Source organism: Streptomyces sp. NPDC051921 (assembly GCF_040680975.1).
Taxonomy (GTDB): Bacteria; Actinomycetota; Actinomycetes; order Streptomycetales; family Streptomycetaceae; genus Streptomyces.
The window spans coordinates 135,176-153,109 of the sequence record NZ_JBFAXU010000010.1; the positions used below are offsets into that span (position 1 = coordinate 135,176).

Genomic DNA, 17,934 nt, shown 5'->3' on the forward strand with positions numbered 1-17,934 from the left:
GCCACCAGCCCGGCCCGAGGGAAGAAGTAGGGGCCCAGGCGCGGTCCCGCTCGAAGATCACGTGCGGGACCGCGCCGTGTGTCCACAGAAGACCCGGCTAGAGTGACGCCCCTCATGAGCACCACAGCACCACAGGACGCGAACGTCCACCGGCACACCCAGCGCCTCCCACCCCTCGTGCGCCTCCGCCTCTTCGGAGGCTTCCGCGCGGAACGGGACGGCGGCCCGCCGCTGCCCAGGCGCTGGTCCCGGCCGAGTGCTCAGATCCTCGTGAAGCTGCTCGCGGTCACACCGAACCACAGCCTCCACCGGGGACAGATCCAGGAGATCTGCTGGCCCGACGCAACACCGCAGGCGGCCACGAACAGCCTTCGGGTGGCGTTGCACGCCGCCCGGCACGCGCTGGAGCCGGAGCTCGCGCCCCGCGCCTCGTCGTCGTACCTGCTCTCCGACGGCTCGATGCTGCGCCTCCATCCGCGGCATGTGTGGATCGACACGGACGAGGCCGAGGAACTGTCCCTCGCCGCCTTGGCCTCCCCCTCCTCGGAAGCCGCCCTTGCCTCCCCATCCGCCGCCTCCACGGAAGCCGCCCTGACCGCGGCCCTGGCGGCGTACACCGGGGAGTTCCTGCCGGAGGACCGCTACACAGCCTGGGCGGGACCGTGCCGCGACCGGCTCGCCGAGTCGCGTCTCGGCGTCCTGCTCGCCCTGGCCGGGAACCGGCTGGCGTCCGGGCGGCACGAGGCCGCCGCGGCGACCGCGCGGCAGGCGCTCGCGGCCTTCCCGGCCGAGGAGCGAGCCCACCAGGTGCTCATGTCCGCCTCCCTCGGCCAGGGCCTGCGGACCCAGGCGGTACGGCAGTACGAGCTCTGCCGCGAAGCTCTCTCCGAGGAGCTGGGCATCGAACCCTCCCCGGAGACCGAACGGCTGCGCGCGCTCGCCGTCCGCACGGCGACGATCCCGGCGCCGCGGTCGGCAGAACACCCCACCGACATGCTGCCGGCCCCGGCACGCGCGGCCGCACGCGAACCGCTCTACGGGCGGGACGAGCTGCTCACGCGTCTCCTCGCCGACGGGGACCACCCCGTGGTGCTGCTCAGCGGCGAGGCCGGTCTCGGCAAGACCCGGCTCGCGGGACACGCAGCACGCCGCCTGGCCGAGTCCGGCGCCGTGGTCCTGTGGGGCGCGACGCACGACGCGGAGGGGCACACGCCGTACGGTCCGTTCGTCGAGGCCCTGGACGGCTGGCTCGTCCGGCGTCCTCCCCACGAACGTGCCCGGCTCGCGGCCGACTGCCCCGAGCTGGCGCCGCTGCTCCCCTCCCTCAGGCCCGTCATGGCGACCCCCGTCCCACCCTCCGATGGGAACCCCGCCACCGAAGGCGCCGTCGGCGCACGCACCCGCCTCTTCCACGCCGTGGAGCAGCTGCTCACCGCCATCGCGGGTGACAACGGTGTCATCGTCGTCCTGGACGACCTGCACGCCGCCGACGCGGGCACCTTCCACCTCCTGACGCGCCTCGCTCGGCGCCGTATGGAGAACGGCACGCCGCACTGCCGCTTCCTGGTGACCTGCCGCGACGACGAGCCGGCCCCGGCGGCTGACCCCCTGCACCTGGAGCGCCTGGTCAGCAGCGGTCTGGCCCGACGCGTCGCCGTACCCCGCCTCGCCCGGACGGACTCCGACGCCGTGGTGCGCGACACCCTGGCCGGGCTCGGGCGTCCGGTCGACGGGGGGCACCTGGATCACATCTGGCGACTGTCCCTGGGCAACCCCCTGTTCGCGGTGGAGCTGGCGAACGCGCGGGCCCCGCAGCAAAACGACGACCCTGCCGATCCCCCGGCACCCGTGGGCGTTCGGCAGCTGGTGGCCGACCGCCTGGCACGCGTCGCCCCCGACGTCAGGCGCATGACCGAGGTCGTGGCCGTGGCAAGAGGCACCGCGCCGCTGTCCGAGGTCCTCGACGTGGCCCGCCACGGCCTGCACCCGCCGCTCACGGAGGCCGAGGCAAGCGCCGCACTGGAGAGCGCCGTGAGCGCGTCGCTGCTCGACGAGCAGCGGATCACCGCGGCCGGCCGGACCACCACCGGCCTCACGTTCCGCCATCCGCTCCTGCGCCGGACCTGCTACGAACTCCTCACCCGACTGCGGTCGCGACAGCTGCACGCGGCCTGGGGCGAGGCCGTGCTCCGGCACCGGCCCCACGACGCGGACGCCCTGGCCTCGCACCTGTGGCAGGCGGAGGACCCGCGCGCGGCGGACCACCTGCGGCAGGCCGCCGAGCGGGCCGCCGGTCTGTACGCGAACGAGGCGGCGGACACGTACTACCGCCGACTTCTCCCGCTGGTCGCCGGCGACCCGCCCCTCGCCGCCGAAGTCGGCCTGGACCACGGCGTGGTGCTGCACCGGATGTCACGGTACGAGGAAGCAGCCGACGTGCTGCGTACGGCCCTCGACGCGGCGCGACGCGCCGACGACGCGGACGCCGCGGACGCCGCGGTGACGATCACCGCCCGGCTCGCCGAGGCCCTCGTCCGTATGGGCAGACACGAGGAGGCCCGGCTGGCCCTCGACGCGAGCCGGCCGGGTCCGGGAACGGCAGCCGACGCCGTGGCCGCCCACCGGCTGGCCCAGGCCATCAGCTTGTTCGCCGAGGGCCGGCACGCGGAGGCCGTGAAGCCCGCGACCGTCTCCGCGCGGGCGGCCGCCCGGCTGGCGGGCCGCTCCGGTTCGCGAGCCCTCGCGCGGGCCCTCGCACAACAGGCGGCCGCCCTCGGCATGGTCCATCGTCTGCCCGAAGCCCAGGAGGTCGCGCAGGAGGCCCTGCGCCACGCGGTCGCGGGCGAGGATCCCGCCGTCGAGGCGATCGTCCTGTCGATCCTCCGGGAGAACTGCCGCAGGACCGGCCGGCTCACCGAGGCGCTCGCCCACGGGGAGGCCGCCGCGCGCCTGGCCGACAGGGTGGGCAGCCCCGAGGCGCAGTCTTTCGAACGTACCAACCTGGCCGAGCTCCACCTCCTCCTCGACCGGGCGCCAGAAGCCGAGGAGCTCGCGAGGGCAGCGGTACGGACGGCTCGTCAGCAGGCCGAGCGGCCCCTGCCTTTCGCGTGCGCCGCGCTGGCCCGGATCCTGATGACCAGGGAGCCGGACGAGGCCCGAGCCCTGCTCGCCGACGGTGAGGCCGTCGCGGAAAGGACCGGTGAACAGCAGGCGCTCGACGAGGTCCTGCTGGCCCAGGCCGAACTCGCCCTGCGCACCGGCCGTCCGGGCTCGGCCTTGGAGCTGCTCGACCGAGTCACCTCGTCCCCGCGCGCGGCCTGCGTGCGGGGCTGGGCCCTGATCCGGACCGGCCGTCGCGAGCAGGCCGCGGCGCTGCTGGAGGCGGAGGCCGTACGCGCGGAGCAGGCCGGACAGCAACTGCTCGCCGTGGAGACCACGACGGCCCTCGCTCTCGCCCTCGGCCTGTGCGGCGAGTCGGAGCGTTCGGAGGCGGCGTTCGCCGCCTCCCGGGACGCCGCGGCGTCGCTCCCCTATCCCTTGGGGCTGACACGGATCCGGATCGCCCAGGAGGAACTGTCGAGGTCACAGCCCTGACGGACGGTCCCACCGGCCGGGCGAGGCAGGCGACGGGGGCACCCGCATCCTCGTCGTGTACCGCCTGCACGACCTCCCGTTGACCGAGGCTCGCGCCACGGCACCCCTCGCCGCGCTCGCCACCACCATCGGCCTGCACTTGTGGAGGAGCAACACCCTGCTCAGCGTCCTCGGCGGGACTGCCGTCCAGGTCACCCTGGCCAGCACCTCTTCGCCTCCCAGGCGGGTCTGATCCACCTGGCCGCCGCCGGCCGCACCCCGCGGGAACTCATCGCGCACGTCGACGCCGAGGAGCAGGCCGCCCATCCCCCGCGGCACAGCAGCCGCATGTACGACGTCCCGGCCGACAGCCCCGGGTCATCGACGGACACGTCAGGCCGGCCGGCCACCGAAACCGTGTGACACCCCCGACCCGCTCGGCGGCGAGACCTGGACGGTCCTCCTGCTGACCCGCTCCGGACCGAGCCACCAAGATCCGGGGCCATACACGGTCCAACACCCCGCGATCGGCTTCCGGCGACCGACTCGCCGCCGACCTGCGGGCCGGCCCCTCGGCTGCCGGGATCTCCGCCGTGACACCGCTGCTCAACGCCACGGGCAGGGCCACCGACCCGGGGCGCCGCAGCGCCCAGCCTCTCGACATCGCGGCCGTCGGGGTGCCCGACGGCGCGATCACCGGCATCACGTTCCGGGAGCGGCTGCCCGGCCTGAACAACGACCCCGCGGTGTGGCAGGCCCTCGCCTCCGACCCCCGCTACGTCGTCCTGGACGGCTTCTTCGGCAGCACCGGCGGCCCGGCGGGCGACTACTACGACCCGGGCGACACCCTCGCCCTGACCGATCCCCGCACCGGCCGCAGCGAACAGAAGGTCATCGCCGGCGTGCTCAGCAACGGGATGGTCTTCTACCCGGGCACGGGGGCCAGTTCGACCACGTACCCCGTGGTGCTCAGCGAGCAGGCGACGCGCGAGCTCTTCGGCGCCCAGGCACAGAACGCCTCCGCCCTCGTCAGCACGAGCCCGGGGACGTCGCCCGACACCCTGGCGACCCGACTGCAGGGCGAGCAGCTGTCGTCCAGCCCGGTCGCCACGCCCATCGAGTCGGACATCCGCCAGCAGTTCGACTCCAGCACCGCCTTCTTCCGCCTCATGCAGGGCTTCCTCGCCCTGGGCCTCGGCGTGCTCACCACCTGGCTCATGGACCGCAACAGCGCCGCGTTCGAGGGCCTCGGAGGAGGATTCCCTGTCGAGTGGGCCGGCATCTGCGGCCTGGCCGCGGCCGCCTTCGCCGCGTCGCTCCTGGCCACGATCGGGCCGGCACGACGCGCGGCCGTCATCCGCCCGGCGCTCGCGGTCCGCGTCACCGAATGACGTAGTGCTGGGGACAGTCCGCGCCTTCCCCCACAACGTCGGCGTCTTCCTCGGCGACGCCGTCCGAACCGTCCGACCCCTTCTTCGGGAGCCGGTCGCCCACGCCACTGCACGACGCCGCCACCTACCAGGGCGACCCGCTCAGGGAGTTCGCCCGCGGCAAGCGGTCGGCGTCACAGCGGCCGGAGGCAGACGTCCCGTCGGCCGGGTCGTGGTGGATGCGGTCCGCGGGCAGTCCCACGGCCATCAGCCTCCGCACCGTGGCGGCGACCACGGCGGGCGGGCCGCTCACATAGGCGACATGCTCGGACCAGTCGCCGTGCCGGGCCACCGTGTCGGCCATCGAGCCGGCCTCACCGAGCACCGGGATGACACGCAGCCAGGGGTGGCGAGTCTCCAGCTCGGCGAGGGCGGTCGTGTCGTACAGGTCGTCCGGTGTGCGGGCGCCGAGGAAGAGGTACGCGCTCCGGCCGCGCGGTCGGCGCATGGCCAACTCGTCGAGCAGTGCCTTGGCCGTGGCCCATCCGGTCCCGGCCGCCACGATCAGTACGTCGCGTGTCAGGCCGTCGTCCAGCGTCGTGGATCCCTGCGCCGGTCCGAGGCGCAGCAGGTCACCCACACGGGTGTGCGCCACCAGGGCGTCGCTCACCCCGCCCGGGCGGGTACGGCGTATGTGGAACTCCAGCTCCCAGTCCGTCCGGGGCGCGCAGGCGACCGAGTACGGCCGCCAGGCGTGCGGCAGCAGCGGAGATTCGAGCCTGGTGTACTGCCCGGCACGGTACGGAAACGGTTCCGCGGTGCGGACTCGGAGGACGGCGACACCGGGACCGCACACCCGGTGTCCCGTCACCGTCGCGTTCCAGTAGGCGGGCTCGGCCAATGCCTCGCGCGCGCCGTCGACCATGGACGTGACGGCGAACCTCACCATGCGCACCCAGGCCTGCTCGAGTTCCTCGACCCAGTGCTCGCCCGCACTGCGGCGCAGGGCCGCGACGAGCGCGGACTCGAACACCTCGAAATGCACGGGCCGCACCCCCAGCTTGCGGTGATCGCGGCCCAAGCGGGCGCAGAAGTCGGCCACCTCTTCCGGCCGGTCCAGGTGCTCGATCAGGTACCAGAAGGCCCGTTCCAGATGAGCCTGCTGGAAGTCCATCGAGTCGGGGAACAGCCCGCGCAGATACGGATGCTGCTCGAACATCGCCTGATAGAGGTGAGTGATGAGGTCGCTGAAGGGGGTCACCAGCGCCAGATGGCGGTTGATCGTCTCCTGGTCGTCGGCCCCGTAGAAGGCCCGCCCCGACTCCGCCGGCCTGACGGCCCCGGCCGGGGCGAGCAGCTGCCGGCGCAGCCGCATCGCGTCCTGGCGCGCGAGGAGCGCGTGGTACTCGTCGTACGTGTCGCTTGTGATGGTGCTCACGTGTTGGCTCAGTCCCTGGCGTATGTCCCGTGTCTCCGCCCGTCCCCGGCGGACGGCAGCGGGGCTTCGTCAATGCCGTTTCGGGGCGATGACACACCGGGGAGGACGTCCGCCGAACAGGCCCGGTGGCAGCGACAGCACCGTGGCCGCGGCCGGAAGACACATCAGTCTTGCACCGCTGTGTCCCTGCCGTCCGGCCTCATCAGGCAGGGTCTTTCGGCCCTTTCACTCCTTGCCCCGCTCTGCCCGGCGCACCCCACGGTCGGGCGCGACCGGCGCGGCCTTCGAGGTGGGCGAGGTGATCAATCGCGCTCCCTGCCCCGCCGCACCGCGCTCGCCGCGACGAACGCGAGGGCGGCGAGGGCGAGGGCGGTGGGCACCGCCACGGTCACGGCGCCGCTCACTCCGCGGCTCCGGCCCCAGACCGGCAGCAGCAGCGCGGTGCCCACGGCGGCGGCCAGGCCCGCTCCGATCCTGCGGGCGACCGCGTGCTGGAGCGGACGGGGTGTCTTGCGGGGCGGGGCGGAGTCCAGGGCCGCCCAGCAGGCCGTGTCCTCCCGCTCCTCGCGGTTGCGCCGAACCGCTGCGCCCGCGCGCGTCGTTGCGCTCGCGGTGGCACCGGCCGTCGCCGCTGCGAGGAGGAACGGGACCGGAACACCCGCGAGGAGCAGCAGGGCGGTCGCGCCGGCGGTGGCCCAACCCGTGACGCACGCCGTAGCGGCCAGGCGGCGGGAGGCGGGGCGGTCCGCGCCCGCGCGCAGGTCGACGAGCGCGGGGACGTACCAGACACACCCGGAGGCGGTCACGGCACCGATTCCCAGGGCCAGGACGGCCGCGGTCACCGGTGCCCCGCCGTCTCGCCGGACCGGTTCTCGAGCCGGTCGAGAGCGGCGATCTCGGGGTGGTGCAGGTCGAACGCGGGAGATTCCGAGCGGATCTTCGGCAGGGTGAGGAAGTTGTGCCGCGGCGGCGGGCAGGACGTCGCCCACTCCAGCGAACGGCCGTAGCCCCACGGGTCGTCGGTCTCGACCCTCTTCCCGTAACGGCCGGTCTTCCAGACGTTGTAGAAGAACGGCAGGAAGGACAGGCCGAGGAGGAACGAGCCGATGGTGGAGACGGTGTTGAGGGCGGTGAAGCCGTCGGCGTCCAGGTAGTCGGCGTAGCGGCGGGGCATTCCTTCGGCGCCGAGCCAGTGCTGGACGAGGAAGGTGGCGTGGAAGCCGACCGTGAGGGTCCAGAACGTGATCTTGCCGAGCCGCTCGTCGAGCATCTTGCCGGTGAACTTGGGCCACCAGAAGTGGAAGCCGGCGAACATCGCGTACACGACGGTGCCGAACAGCGTGTAGTGGAAGTGCGCGACGACGAAGTACGAGTCGGAGACGTGGAAGTCCATCGGGGGCGAGGCCAGGATGACGCCGGTCAGACCACCGAAGGTGAAGGTCATGAGGAAGCCGGTGGCCCAGAGCATCGGGGTCTCGAAGGACAGCGAGCCCTTCCACATCGTTCCGATCCAGTTGAAGAACTTCACACCGGTCGGAACGGCGATGAGGAACGTCATGAAGGAGAAGAACGGGAGGAGCACGCCACCGGTGACGTACATGTGGTGCGCCCACACGGTCACGGACAGACCGGCGATCGCGATGGTCGCGGCCACCAGACCGATGTAGCCGAACATCGGCTTGCGGCTGAAGACCGGGACGACCTCGGAGATGATGCCGAAGAACGGCAGGGCCAGGATGTACACCTCTGGGTGTCCGAAGAACCAGAAGAGGTGCTGCCAGAGCAAGGCTCCGCCGTTGGCCGGGTCGAAGACGTGCGAGCCGAACTTCCGGTCGCATTCGAGGGCGAAGAGCGCGGCGGCGAGCACCGGGAAGACCATCAGCACGAGGAGGGACGTGAGCAGCACGTTCCAGGTGAAGATCGGCATCCGGAACATCGTCATGCCCGGGGCGCGCATGCAGATGATCGTGGTGATGAAGTTGACCGCGCCCGCGATCGATCCGAAGCCCGAGAGCGCGACGCCCATGATCCACAGGTCGGCGCCGAGGCCGGGCGAGTGGATCGCGTCGGAGAGCGGCGCGTAGAGGAACCAGCCGAAGTCCGCGGCCCCGCCGGGGGTGAGGAAGCCGCCGGCGGCGATCAGCGAGCCGAACAGGTACAACCAGTACGCCAGCATGTTGAGCCGCGGGAAGGCCACGTCCGGCGCGCCGATCTGCAGCGGCATGATCCAGTTCGCGAAGCCGGTGAACAGCGGCATGGCGAAGAGCAGCAGCATGATCGAGCCGTGCATCGTGAACGCCTGGTTGAACTGCTCGTTCGACATGATCTGCGTGCCGGGGCGGGCCAGCTCCGCGCGCATCATCAGGGCCATGACACCCCCGATGACGAAGAAGAAGAGCGCGGAGCAGAGATAGAGCGTACCGATCTGCTTGTGGTCGGTGGTCGTCAGCCACCCCACCCACGAGGGCCGGGCCGACCGTGCGGCGCCCTCGTCGGCCGCTCGCGGGAGTCGCGGCTCCCTTGCCTTCACCTGAATACTGCGTGCCTCGTCCACCGGACGGCGACCTCCACTTCCACGTTCTGTTGCCACGGGCCGGGAAGCGGTCGCGTACGGGGGATTTCCGCGGCGCTTCCCGGCCGCCGACCCATGCTCGTGGCCGCCTCCCGGGATCCGGCAGGGCCGAGCGGTACCCGACGGCAGGGCGGCGGGAGGGCCGTTCGACCCCTGCCGTTCGCGGTGACCGGGCACCACGTACCCTGCGGACATGTCCGACACCGCACCACACCCCGCCTGGCCGCGACTCGACGTCCCCGACCGGATGCACGGCCTGCTCACCGCGGTCATGGACCTCGGCCGCGACCTCGAACTCCCCCAGGTGCTGCGGAGCATCGTGGAGGCGGCCGTCAGCCTCACCGACGCCGAGTAGGGAGCGCTCGGCGTGATCGACAACCGGCAGAAGCTCTCCCAGTTCCTGCCCGTGGGCATGGCCGACGACCTGGTGACGCGGATCGGTCCGGCGCCGTGCGGTCACGGCATCCTCGGCGAGCTCATCCGCAACCCCTCACCGCTGCGGCTCGACGACCTCGGCCGGCACCCCAGCAGCTTCGGCTTCCCGCCCCACCATCCGCCGATGCGCACCTTCCTGGGAGCGCCGATCCGGGTACGGGACGAGGTGTTCGGCAACATCTACCTGACCGAGAAGCGGGGCGGCGGCGCCTTCGACGCGGACGACGAGGCGGTGCTCACGACGCTGTCGATGGCGGCGGGTGTCGCGGTCGACAACGCCCGCCTCTACCACGACAGCCGGCGCCGCGAGCACCGCCTGGAGGCGCTGGGCGAGATCACCCGCACTTTGCTCGCGGGCACCGACACCGACGAGGTCCTGCGCCTGATCGCCCGGCGGGCCATGGAGGTGGCCGACGCCGACCTCGCCGCCGTCCTCCTCCCCTCCGGGCCCGCCGGCGACCTGACCGTACGGGTCGCGCACGGCGACACCGCCGAACTCGTCCGGGGAGTCCGGCTGCCGGCGTCGGGCTCGCTCGCAGGCCTCGCGGCGCGCACTCGCGGGCCCGTGGTCACGACCGACGTACGCACCGACCCCCGGGCCCTTCCCGTGGGCGGTACGGCCGGAGAGGAGCACGGCCCCGTGGTGGCCGTGCCGCTGCCCGTCGACGACGCCGTGTGCGGCGCCCTGCGGCTGAGCCGTAGGGCCGGACGGCCGGGCTTCGACACCACGGAGACCCTGCTGATCAGTGGTTTCGCCGATCAGGCGGCGATCGCCCTCGAACTCGCCCGGCGGCGTGCCGAGTCCGAGGAGCTGGCGGTGCTCCAGGACCGCGACCGCATCGCCCGCGACCTGCACGATGTCGCGATCCAGCGGCTGTTCGCCACGGGCATGACGCTGCAGAGCGCAACCCGGACGATCGGGGACGCCGGGGCCGCCGAGCGGGTCACCCGTGCGGTGGACGATCTCGACGCCACCATCCAGATCATCCGCTCGACCATCCTCCAGCTGCGCACGACCGCCGACGACCTGGGCGGTCCCGCGCTGCGTCGACGGCTGGCCGAGACGGTCCAACTGGCCGCCCAGCACCTGGGGTTCACGCCCTCGCTGCGCGTCACGGGGCCGGTCGACAGCGCCGTTCCGGAGGAGCTGGCCGAGCATGTGCTGGCCGTGGCGGCGGAGGCGCTGAGCAACGCCGCGCGGCACGCGAGGGCGAGCCGCGCGGATGTCGTGCTCTCCGTCCCGGACACGGCCGACCAGCTCGTCCTCACCGTCACGGACGACGGTGCCGGCCTGGGGTGCGCCCGGCCGACGGGCGGGCTGCTCAACATGAGTTCGCGAGCGGAACAGTGCCGGGGCACCCTCCGCCTGGAGTCACCCGTCGAGGGCGGCACCAGGGTCACCTGGAGCGCGCCGCTGCCCACCGACTGAGATCGGTCCGCGTACGCGGGCGCGGGGAGCCGTACGCACGGGAAACGGCTCGCGCCCGCGGCCTCCGCCTCACGGTTGGGTGCCCTGCGGCTCCCGGAGCCGTTCGGCGATCAGCGCCGCCTGGACACGCCGCCCCACACCCAGCTTCCCCAGGATGGACGACACGCGGTTCTTCACCGTCTTCTCGGCGAGGAACAGCCGGTCGGCGATCTGCCGGTTCGTCAGTCCCAGACCGATCAGGTCCAGGATCTCCAGCTCCCGGGGCGAGAGGCGGTCGAGCTCTCCGGGCGCGGCGGCCTTGGGCTCGGGATCGGGAGCGGAGCCGCGTATCCGGGCCATCACCCGGCCCGTCATCCGGGGGTCGAGCAACGACCTGCCCGTCGCCACCGTGCGGATGGCGGCCACCAGGTCCGAACCCCCGATCTGCTTGAGGACGTAACCCGCCGCACCGGCCATGATGGCGTCGAACAAGGCCTCGTCGTCGTCGAACGAGGTCAGCATCAGGCAGGCGAGGTCCGGGAGCTCCGCGCGAAGCTCGCGACACACCTCGACGCCCTCGTGATCGCCGCCGGTCGCGCCGCCGAGGCGTACGTCGAGCACGGCGACGTCCGGCCGCGCGGCGGGCACCCGGGCGAGCGCCTCACGGGCGTTCGCGGCCTCGCCCACCACCACGATGCCCGGCTCGGCTTCGAGCAGATCGCGTACGCCCCGCCGGACCACCTCGTGGTCGTCGAGCAGAAAGACCCGCACGGGTGCGGCGGTGGAGGAGGGGTGGCCGGTGGTCAGCATGCCTTCCTCACACAGGAACCGCAGGCTTCGCCGCTTCCGCAGGAGGTCACCGCCGAGTCTGCCGCACGCGCCACCGCACGGGTCCCGCGCGCGCAGTACCAGGCCGCGTTGGAGCAGAACCCCGCCGCGAGCACCCAGACGACTCCGGCCCAGGCACCCCGGGCGAAGGACAGGACGGCGGCGGCCGTGCAGAGCAGGCAGAGCACGAAGGCCGCGAGAGCGACACGACGGGAAGGACGGGGTTTCACGGAGAACTCCTGATCGAGCGGCGACAGCCGCGACGCGAACGGTGGCCCATCGGCCGCGGCGGTGCCGGGCCGAGCACAGGACGAGCGCCAGTATCGCAACGCCCCCACCGGGCCGAACGGCCCTGGTCCGACAGGGCCGAACAGCCCTATCGGACTGTCGGCCCGCCGTGGTCGACTCGCCCTCGCGACCTGGGGCGCCGGCCGCGACACGGTCCGGCCGTCCCCCGGACCCACGGCCGGCGCGCTCGGGCCGCGCCGTAGCGCCCGTACGGACGTCACAGGCTCTGCCACGCCGACCAGAAGCGGGTCGCGATCAGCAGGAGGATGCTCGCGCACCAGACGGCCGGCACGACCCAGTGGAACTCCGTCACCGCGGCGACCAGCGGCCTGGGCGCGCGCAGAATCCGGTGCTGCAGGTTGTGCACCGTGGTGTACCAGAACATGACGACGGTCGCCGCCCAGGCGAGACAGCACCACAGGCACAGGGCACCGATCTCGTACAGCGCCTGGCTCATCAGCCACATGCAGAAGCCCACGCCGAACAGCGTCCCGGCGTTGAGGCCGAGCCAGAACCAGCGGCGGTGACGGGCCCCGGCGAGAGCGCCCGCGCCGATCGCGACGACGACGCCGTACGTGACGAGACCGAGCATCGGGTTCGGGAAACCGAACACCGACGCCTGCTCGCTGCGCATCACGTTCGTGCAGGACAGGACCGGGTTGATCGTGCAGGACGGGACGAAGGCCGGGTCCTCCAGGAGGAGGAACTTGTCGAGTGTGATCACCCACGAGGCGAGGACGCCGAGCCCACCGGTGACGACCAGGAGCCACGCGAAGGCGCGGGAAGCTCCGGTCGTACGATCGGCCGGCGTGGTCGCCGGGGTGGCGACGGAACTACGAAGAGCGTTGGTCATCTCGGCTTTTCCTGGAAACGAACGGGGAAGGGAACAGAGCCGTGGGCCGGCGCGGGCCCGTCTCGTGGCGTATCGGCTCACGGATCGCCGGAACCGGCCACACCACGTCCACCGGCACCCCGCGGGCGCGTGCGTACGCCACCAGGTGTGCGGTGGCGTCCCTCCCGTCGGTAGGGGACCCGTCCCAGACCGCGAGGAGCCGGGAGGACTGGGTGATGAGCACCTCGTCCGCGCCCACGCAGGCGTCACGGGAGTCCGGGGCGTAGGCGAGGAGCCGCACCTCATCGGCCAGGGCGAGCACCGCCCGGGCCGGTTCCAGGTCGGCCGGCGGCAGGACCGCGGGCACCGCTCCCCGGGCGGGCAGGAGTACGACGAGCCGCCGGCCCGACGCGCGCACCGCGCGGCCGAAGGCCGCTGACAGCGCCGAACCGCCGCGGACCAGACCGGGTGCCGGGTCCCCGAGGCGCTCCAACCGCACAAGGAGCTCACGCTCGACCGCTCTCAGCGTGTCCGGTGCCAGGTCGGCGTGTCCCACCGCCGTGATCATCGTTCCCCTCGCTTTCTTACCCTGGGGCGCTACGTCGACGTGCTCCGCGCGGGACCGGCTCGGCCCGCAGGACAGTGAACCGACCCGGCCCGGCGGGCCGACAGGGGCCGAACGGCCCTTCCGTGATGTGAGGCGGCTCGGCCGGATCGTCTTCACCCGTAACCGGTGACCGGCACCCGTGAGTCGGCGATCCGTCCCTCCGCCACATCGTCGGCGCGGACGACGTCGTCATCCGCGCCCCGCCGGCATGCGGGCGCTCCGGGGCTCACGTGCCTCGGAGCGCTCCGGATGCGGGGCCGACCGTGTCACGCGGTCGGGATGCCGGGGAGAAGACGGATGCACCCCGTCCGCGCGGTCGGCCCTCACGGCCCAGTGGGCCCGCGCCTTCACGCGGCGCCCAGCACCTCGTCGGCGGCACGCTGCCCACTCGCCACGCAGTGGGCGATGCCGACACCGTCGTAGGCCGCTCCGCACACCCGTATCCCCGGCAGCTTCGCGACCGCTTCCCTGATCCGCTCGATCCGCCCCGTGTGGCCGACCATGTACTGAGGCAGCCCGTCGTGCCAACGGCTGACCTTCGCCGCGACGGGCGCGGCGGTGAGTCCCAGGATCTCTCCCAGGTCGCGGCGCGCGACCTCGACGAGTTCCGCGTCGTCCAGGTACAAGGCCTGTTCGTCCCCGTGCCGGCCGATCGAGGCCCGCAGGACGAAGAGACCGGTGGCGATCTCCCTCAGCCATCGCCACTTGTGCGTCAGCAGGGTGGCCGCCTTGATCGTGCGCCCCTCCACCGGCGGTACGAGAAATCCGCTGCCGCCGGGCAGGACGGGCAGGTCCGCGCGACGGAAGGCCAGCGTCACAAGCGCGGGCGAGGCGTACTCGACGCCCGACAGTTCGGCCGCCGCCCTCGGACTCTCGGCCTCGAGGAGTCCTGCGGCGGTCCACGCCGGTGCGGCGACGACCACGCCGTCCGCGGTGAGGAGGCGATCGGCCGTACGGATCCGCCAGCCGTCCTCGGTACGGGTCAGCGCGAGGACCGGGGAGTCGAGAAGGATCTCCCCGCCCCGGGCTCGTACGGCATCGGCGACGGCACCCGGCAGCCGGCCGATACCGCCCGTGATCCCCATGAACACCGGGCCGGCGGGCGCGGCCGGCGAGGGCTCGCGGTGCAGGGAGGCGACGGCGTCGAGCAGTGAACCGTGCTTCCGGGCCGCCTCGTAGAGGGCGGGAAGCGTCGCACGCAGGGAGATGCGGTAGGCGTCCCCCGCGTACACACCGTCGAGCAAGGGCTCCAGGAGCCGGTCGACGACCTCCTTGCCGTACCGTTCGGCCACGTACGCGCCGATCGCGACGTCCTCCCCGACGGGGGTACGCGGCAGGGTGCGGTCCTGCTTCATCCGCGCGACGCCCTCCGGGGAGACCAGGCCCTCCAGCGCGGCCCGGTCTCCCGGCACCCCCAGGACGTGGCCACGGGGCATGACGTGGAGCGCGTCGCGGCTCCACACGGAGGCCGAGGTCGTCACGGCCGGCTCCAGGCATTCCCCGAGTCCTACGGCCCGGGCCAGGTCGACCGCCTCGGGCCGGAGCGCGAACAGGGCCTCCGCGCCCAGGTCGACGGGCACACCCGCGATCTCCCCGGCCCACAGCTTGCCGCCCAGCCGCCCGGAGGCTTCCAGAAGCGTCACGCGGGCGCCCGATTCGACGAGCCGGTGAGCGGCCGCGAGACCGGAGACACCTCCTCCCACCACGACGACGTGTCCCGGTGCGTCCTGACCACCCATGTGCGTGCCTTTCGCGCGAGAACTGCTCGGCGGACCTCCGGCCGGGTTCCGGAGCGTCGGTGGGGCCGGAGGTCCACGAGCAGTGAACGCGAACCGTCCGCCCCGGCAGAAGGGGCCGAACGGCCCCATCGGAACACCCCCGCGAGCCCGTAACTTACGGTCCCGTAGGTACGAGAGTTCCCCTGAAAGGCCCGTTCGCCGTGACCCTGCCGCCTCCCCGCACGTCCGATTCCTGGACGGACATCCGCATCCTGCACGCGCTCGAAGAAGTCGTGGAGCGCGAACTCGACCGCCACTTGGGCGTCTTCAAGGACTGGATGCCCCACGAGTACGTTCCGTGGTCCAGGGGGCGGAACTTCGACGGGGTCCTGGAGGGTGAGCCCTGGTCCCCGGAGCAGTCGCCGCTGTCCGAGGTGGGCCGGGGGTCGATGGTGGTGAACCTGCTCACCGAGGACAACCTGCCCAGCTACCACCACGAGATCGCCACCCTGTTCGGGCGCGACGGGGCTTGGGGTACGTGGGTGCACCGCTGGACGGCGGAGGAGGCCCGGCACTCGATCGTGATGCGGGACTACCTGCTCGCCTCGCGCGCCGTGGACCCGGCGGCCCTGGAGCGCGCCCGGATGGCCCACATGTCCGCGGGCTTCGAGTCGGACAACCGCCACTCCCCCCTGCACACGGTGGCCTATGTCGCCTTCCAGGAGCTGGCCACCCGGATCTCGCACCGCAACACCGGTCACAGCTCGGGGGATCCCGTGTGCGACCGGCTGCTCGCGAGGGTCGCCCTCGACGAGAACCTGCACATGGTCTTCTACCGCAACCTCCTCAAGGCGGCCCTGGAGATCGCCCCGGACGACGCCGTGCGCGCCGTCGCCGACGTGGTCTCCGGCTTCCGGATGCCGGGGCACGGCCTGCCCGGCTTCGAGCGGGCCGCGGCCCGCATCGCCCTCGGCGGCGTGTACGACCTGCGCATCCACCACGACGACGTCCTGCAGCCCGTACTCCGTCACCTCAAGGTGATGGAGCTCTCCGGGCTCGGCCCCGAGGGACTCAAGGCCCAGCAGGACCTCGGCGAGTTCCTCACGTCGCTGGACACCCAGGCCGCCCGTTTCGAGGAACGCAGGGCCGCGCTCCTGGCGCGACGGGCCGCCGCCCGGGGCTGAGGCGGCCCTGGTCGGAAGGCGACCGGATCGCCTCCTGATCCACCGCTTCGGCGGGGCCCTGCCACTCGATCTCTCGGGACGTCGGGGCCCCGTCCCCGACAGGGCCGCGTTCACGCCGTCGCCCGTGTGCCGTTCGTCCCGCGCCCGGTTGGACCTGGATCACAGGGAGTCTTCCCACCGCCGGAGGCCGCTCCCCTGGCGTCACGTGCCGTCCACCACTCGGCGATGGGCACGATGGCCGCCTTCCGGGTCCGGTGCCCCTTTGTGGTCAGCATGGGTGAGCCTCCCCGCAGTCCCACGGTGGGCAGGCGACTTCGCCGCACCATGAGGCAGCGCCGTCCGGCGCAGACGGGAGTCCCAAGCCATGCCTTGCCCCATTCCCACCCATTCGGGGGCCCGTTCCACGTCGCGCCACCCTGGCCTGGCCCTCGCCGCCGCCTCGGGTGCGGCAGGACTGCTCAGCGCCTGCGGCGGGGGACATCAGCGACGACCGCAAGTCCCGCGCCTCGTCGAAGGGGTCGGCCGGCCCAGCCGCCGTGCCGGCGTCCTCGCGTACTCGCATCCGGACAGTCCGGCCGAGGCGCTGGCGCGACTCAGGGCCGGCAACGCCCGATGGGTGGAGAGCCGGCCGAGCCATCCCGACCGGAGCAGGCCGCGGCGCGGTGAACAGGCCACCGGGCAGCACCCTTTCGCGTCGGTCTTCTCCTGCATCGACTCGCGGGTGCCGACCGACCTCGTCCTCGACGAGGGCCTCGGCTACCTGCTCGGCATCCGCACGGCCGCGCACACCCTTGACCGGCTCGTGCCGGGCAGCCTCCAGTACGGTCCGCTCGAGAGCGACACCCCGCTCGTCGTCGTCATGGGGCACCAGCGCTGCGGAGCGGTGACCGCCGCGGTCGAGTGGCACGAGAACCCGGTGACGGAGGTGCCCGGCGGGATCGCCGACATCGTCAAAGCGCTCGCCCCCCGCCTCCCGGAAGACCGTCGGGCGAGGAACAAAGCCGTCGGCGTCGCCGGAGCACGCCAAGGCCGCGCTGCTCGAAGCCGACCGCCTCGGCATCCTGGGCGCCTACTGCAGCCTCGACACGGGCATGGTCTCGTTCGACGTCCGACGACGCGACGGCGGTCAGGGCGCCACCGGGAGCGGCGGCGATGGCGGCCGCGAGACGGTCGTGTTCCGCAGCGTCGGCAAGAAGCCCGCAGCCGTCGGCACGACGCAGACCGGGTCACTCGTCGTCCGCCCCATCCGGGACCGGCAGGTTCACAGAGTCCGCCACATCCAACGTCGAATGGGTCCGCCCTGCCTGCGTCGTACCCGTACCGCTGTCGGCCGGGTCGGGTCCATCCGACACCCCCCAAGGATCTCCAGGAGCAGGGCCGGGAGCAGGGAACCGAGAGGGGGCCACCCGACAACGCCCGGCGGCCTTCGCTGCCCGTGCGGGCATAGCCGGAATCCCCGGCACGGCCCGCACCAGGCCCGGCTGTCCCTCGGGCAGGCCCTCCAGTCGGGCGCCCAATTCCGCCTCCACGGCGGCCATCCCGTCCCGGCCCAGGTCGATGTGCCCCACCGCGACGATCACCGGCGGCTCACCGCTTGTGGCCCTCCTGTGCGCGTGTCCCCCGGGCATGGGCGCCGACTCCAGATGCCCGGCCAAGCCGGGATGAGGCCGCGCTCGCAGCA

At 72.8% G+C, this 17,934-nt stretch carries 11 protein-coding genes and 2 pseudogenes; 6 read left to right on the forward strand and 7 right to left on the reverse strand.

Annotation, left to right across the window (positions count from 1 at the left end; genetic code table 11):
* Window positions 1-114: 114 nt before the first annotated feature.
* From AB0M16_RS15840 to AB0M16_RS15850, 3 genes and pseudogenes are all read left to right on the forward strand, one after another.
* The gene (locus AB0M16_RS15840) at window positions 115-3,594 is read left to right on the forward strand and encodes an AAA family ATPase (RefSeq protein ID WP_365343062.1); all 3,480 of its coding nucleotides are present in this window, start codon (window positions 115-117) and stop codon (window positions 3,592-3,594) included.
* A 46-nt stretch (window positions 3,595-3,640) separates the two neighbouring features.
* A pseudogene (locus tag AB0M16_RS15845) lies at window positions 3,641-3,826 on the forward strand (branched-chain amino acid ABC transporter); the annotation flags it as partial.
* 340 nt (window positions 3,827-4,166) lie between these two features.
* On the forward strand, window positions 4,167-4,964 hold the full coding sequence (locus AB0M16_RS15850) for a hypothetical protein (RefSeq protein WP_365343064.1): 798 nt from the start codon (window positions 4,167-4,169) through the stop codon (window positions 4,962-4,964).
* A 124-nt stretch (window positions 4,965-5,088) separates the two neighbouring features.
* Here AB0M16_RS15850 and AB0M16_RS15855 read toward each other — a convergent pair whose 3' ends face one another.
* The 3 genes from AB0M16_RS15855 to ctaD form a co-directional block, all read right to left on the reverse strand.
* Window positions 5,089-6,381, reverse strand: coding sequence for a globin domain-containing protein (locus AB0M16_RS15855; RefSeq protein ID WP_365343066.1), 1,293 nt, complete (start codon window positions 6,379-6,381; stop codon window positions 5,089-5,091).
* A 302-nt stretch (window positions 6,382-6,683) separates the two neighbouring features.
* The gene (locus AB0M16_RS15860) at window positions 6,684-7,187 is read right to left on the reverse strand and encodes a hypothetical protein (RefSeq protein ID WP_365343068.1); all 504 of its coding nucleotides are present in this window, start codon (window positions 7,185-7,187) and stop codon (window positions 6,684-6,686) included.
* Window positions 7,188-7,219: 32 nt separating this feature from the next.
* Entirely contained in the window at window positions 7,220-8,839 is a 1,620-nt protein-coding gene (ctaD, locus tag AB0M16_RS15865) for a cytochrome c oxidase subunit I (RefSeq protein ID WP_365343224.1), read from the reverse strand.
* Between the two features lie 361 nt (window positions 8,840-9,200).
* Between ctaD and AB0M16_RS15870 the strand changes: the two are divergent.
* Window positions 9,201-10,817 (forward strand): annotated as a pseudogene (locus tag AB0M16_RS15870) (GAF domain-containing protein).
* A 69-nt stretch (window positions 10,818-10,886) separates the two neighbouring features.
* Here AB0M16_RS15870 and AB0M16_RS15875 read toward each other — a convergent pair.
* The 4 genes from AB0M16_RS15875 to hemG form a co-directional block, all read right to left on the reverse strand.
* Complete coding sequence (locus AB0M16_RS15875) at window positions 10,887-11,606, reverse strand: response regulator transcription factor (protein ID WP_365343070.1); 720 nt, start codon at window positions 11,604-11,606, stop codon at window positions 10,887-10,889.
* Between the two features lie 523 nt (window positions 11,607-12,129).
* The gene (locus tag AB0M16_RS15880; RefSeq protein WP_365343072.1) at window positions 12,130-12,765 is read right to left on the reverse strand and encodes a vitamin K epoxide reductase family protein; all 636 of its coding nucleotides are present in this window, start codon (window positions 12,763-12,765) and stop codon (window positions 12,130-12,132) included.
* Window positions 12,746-13,300, reverse strand: a complete 555-nt coding sequence (locus AB0M16_RS15885) for a hypothetical protein (protein ID WP_365343074.1) — start codon at window positions 13,298-13,300, stop codon at window positions 12,746-12,748. Before AB0M16_RS15885 ends, AB0M16_RS15880 begins: the two co-directional genes overlap by 20 nt.
* Window positions 13,301-13,698: 398 nt before the next feature.
* Window positions 13,699-15,219 (reverse strand): protoporphyrinogen oxidase, encoded by a 1,521-nt coding sequence (gene hemG, locus AB0M16_RS15890; protein ID WP_365343076.1) that lies wholly within the window; start codon window positions 15,217-15,219, stop codon window positions 13,699-13,701.
* A gap of 71 nt (window positions 15,220-15,290) precedes the next feature.
* On the opposite strand from hemG, the gene AB0M16_RS15895 reads away from it, so the two are divergent.
* Together AB0M16_RS15895 and AB0M16_RS15900 are read left to right on the forward strand one after the other, a co-directional pair.
* Complete coding sequence (locus AB0M16_RS15895) at window positions 15,291-16,253, forward strand: acyl-ACP desaturase (RefSeq protein ID WP_365343078.1); 963 nt, start codon at window positions 15,291-15,293, stop codon at window positions 16,251-16,253.
* A 364-nt stretch (window positions 16,254-16,617) separates the two neighbouring features.
* Window positions 16,618-17,700: a carbonic anhydrase gene (locus tag AB0M16_RS15900; RefSeq protein ID WP_365343080.1), complete on the forward strand. Its 1,083-nt coding sequence runs from the start codon at window positions 16,618-16,620 to the stop codon at window positions 17,698-17,700.
* The last annotated feature ends 234 nt before the right edge of the window (window positions 17,701-17,934 follow it).

Coding starts and splice junctions, on each gene's coding strand:
- hemG (WP_365343076.1), bottom strand. CDS start 15,219: ATGGGGCCGTTCGGCCCCTTCTGCCGGGGCGGACGGTTCGCGTTCACT.
- AB0M16_RS15875 (WP_365343070.1), bottom strand. CDS start 11,606: ATGCTGACCACCGGCCACCCCTCCTCCACCGCCGCACCCGTGCGGGTC.
- AB0M16_RS15900 (WP_365343080.1), top strand. CDS start 16,618: ATGCCTTGCCCCATTCCCACCCATTCGGGGGCCCGTTCCACGTCGCGC.
- AB0M16_RS15840 (WP_365343062.1), top strand. CDS start 115: ATGAGCACCACAGCACCACAGGACGCGAACGTCCACCGGCACACCCAG.
- AB0M16_RS15880 (WP_365343072.1), bottom strand. CDS start 12,765: ATGACCAACGCTCTTCGTAGTTCCGTCGCCACCCCGGCGACCACGCCG.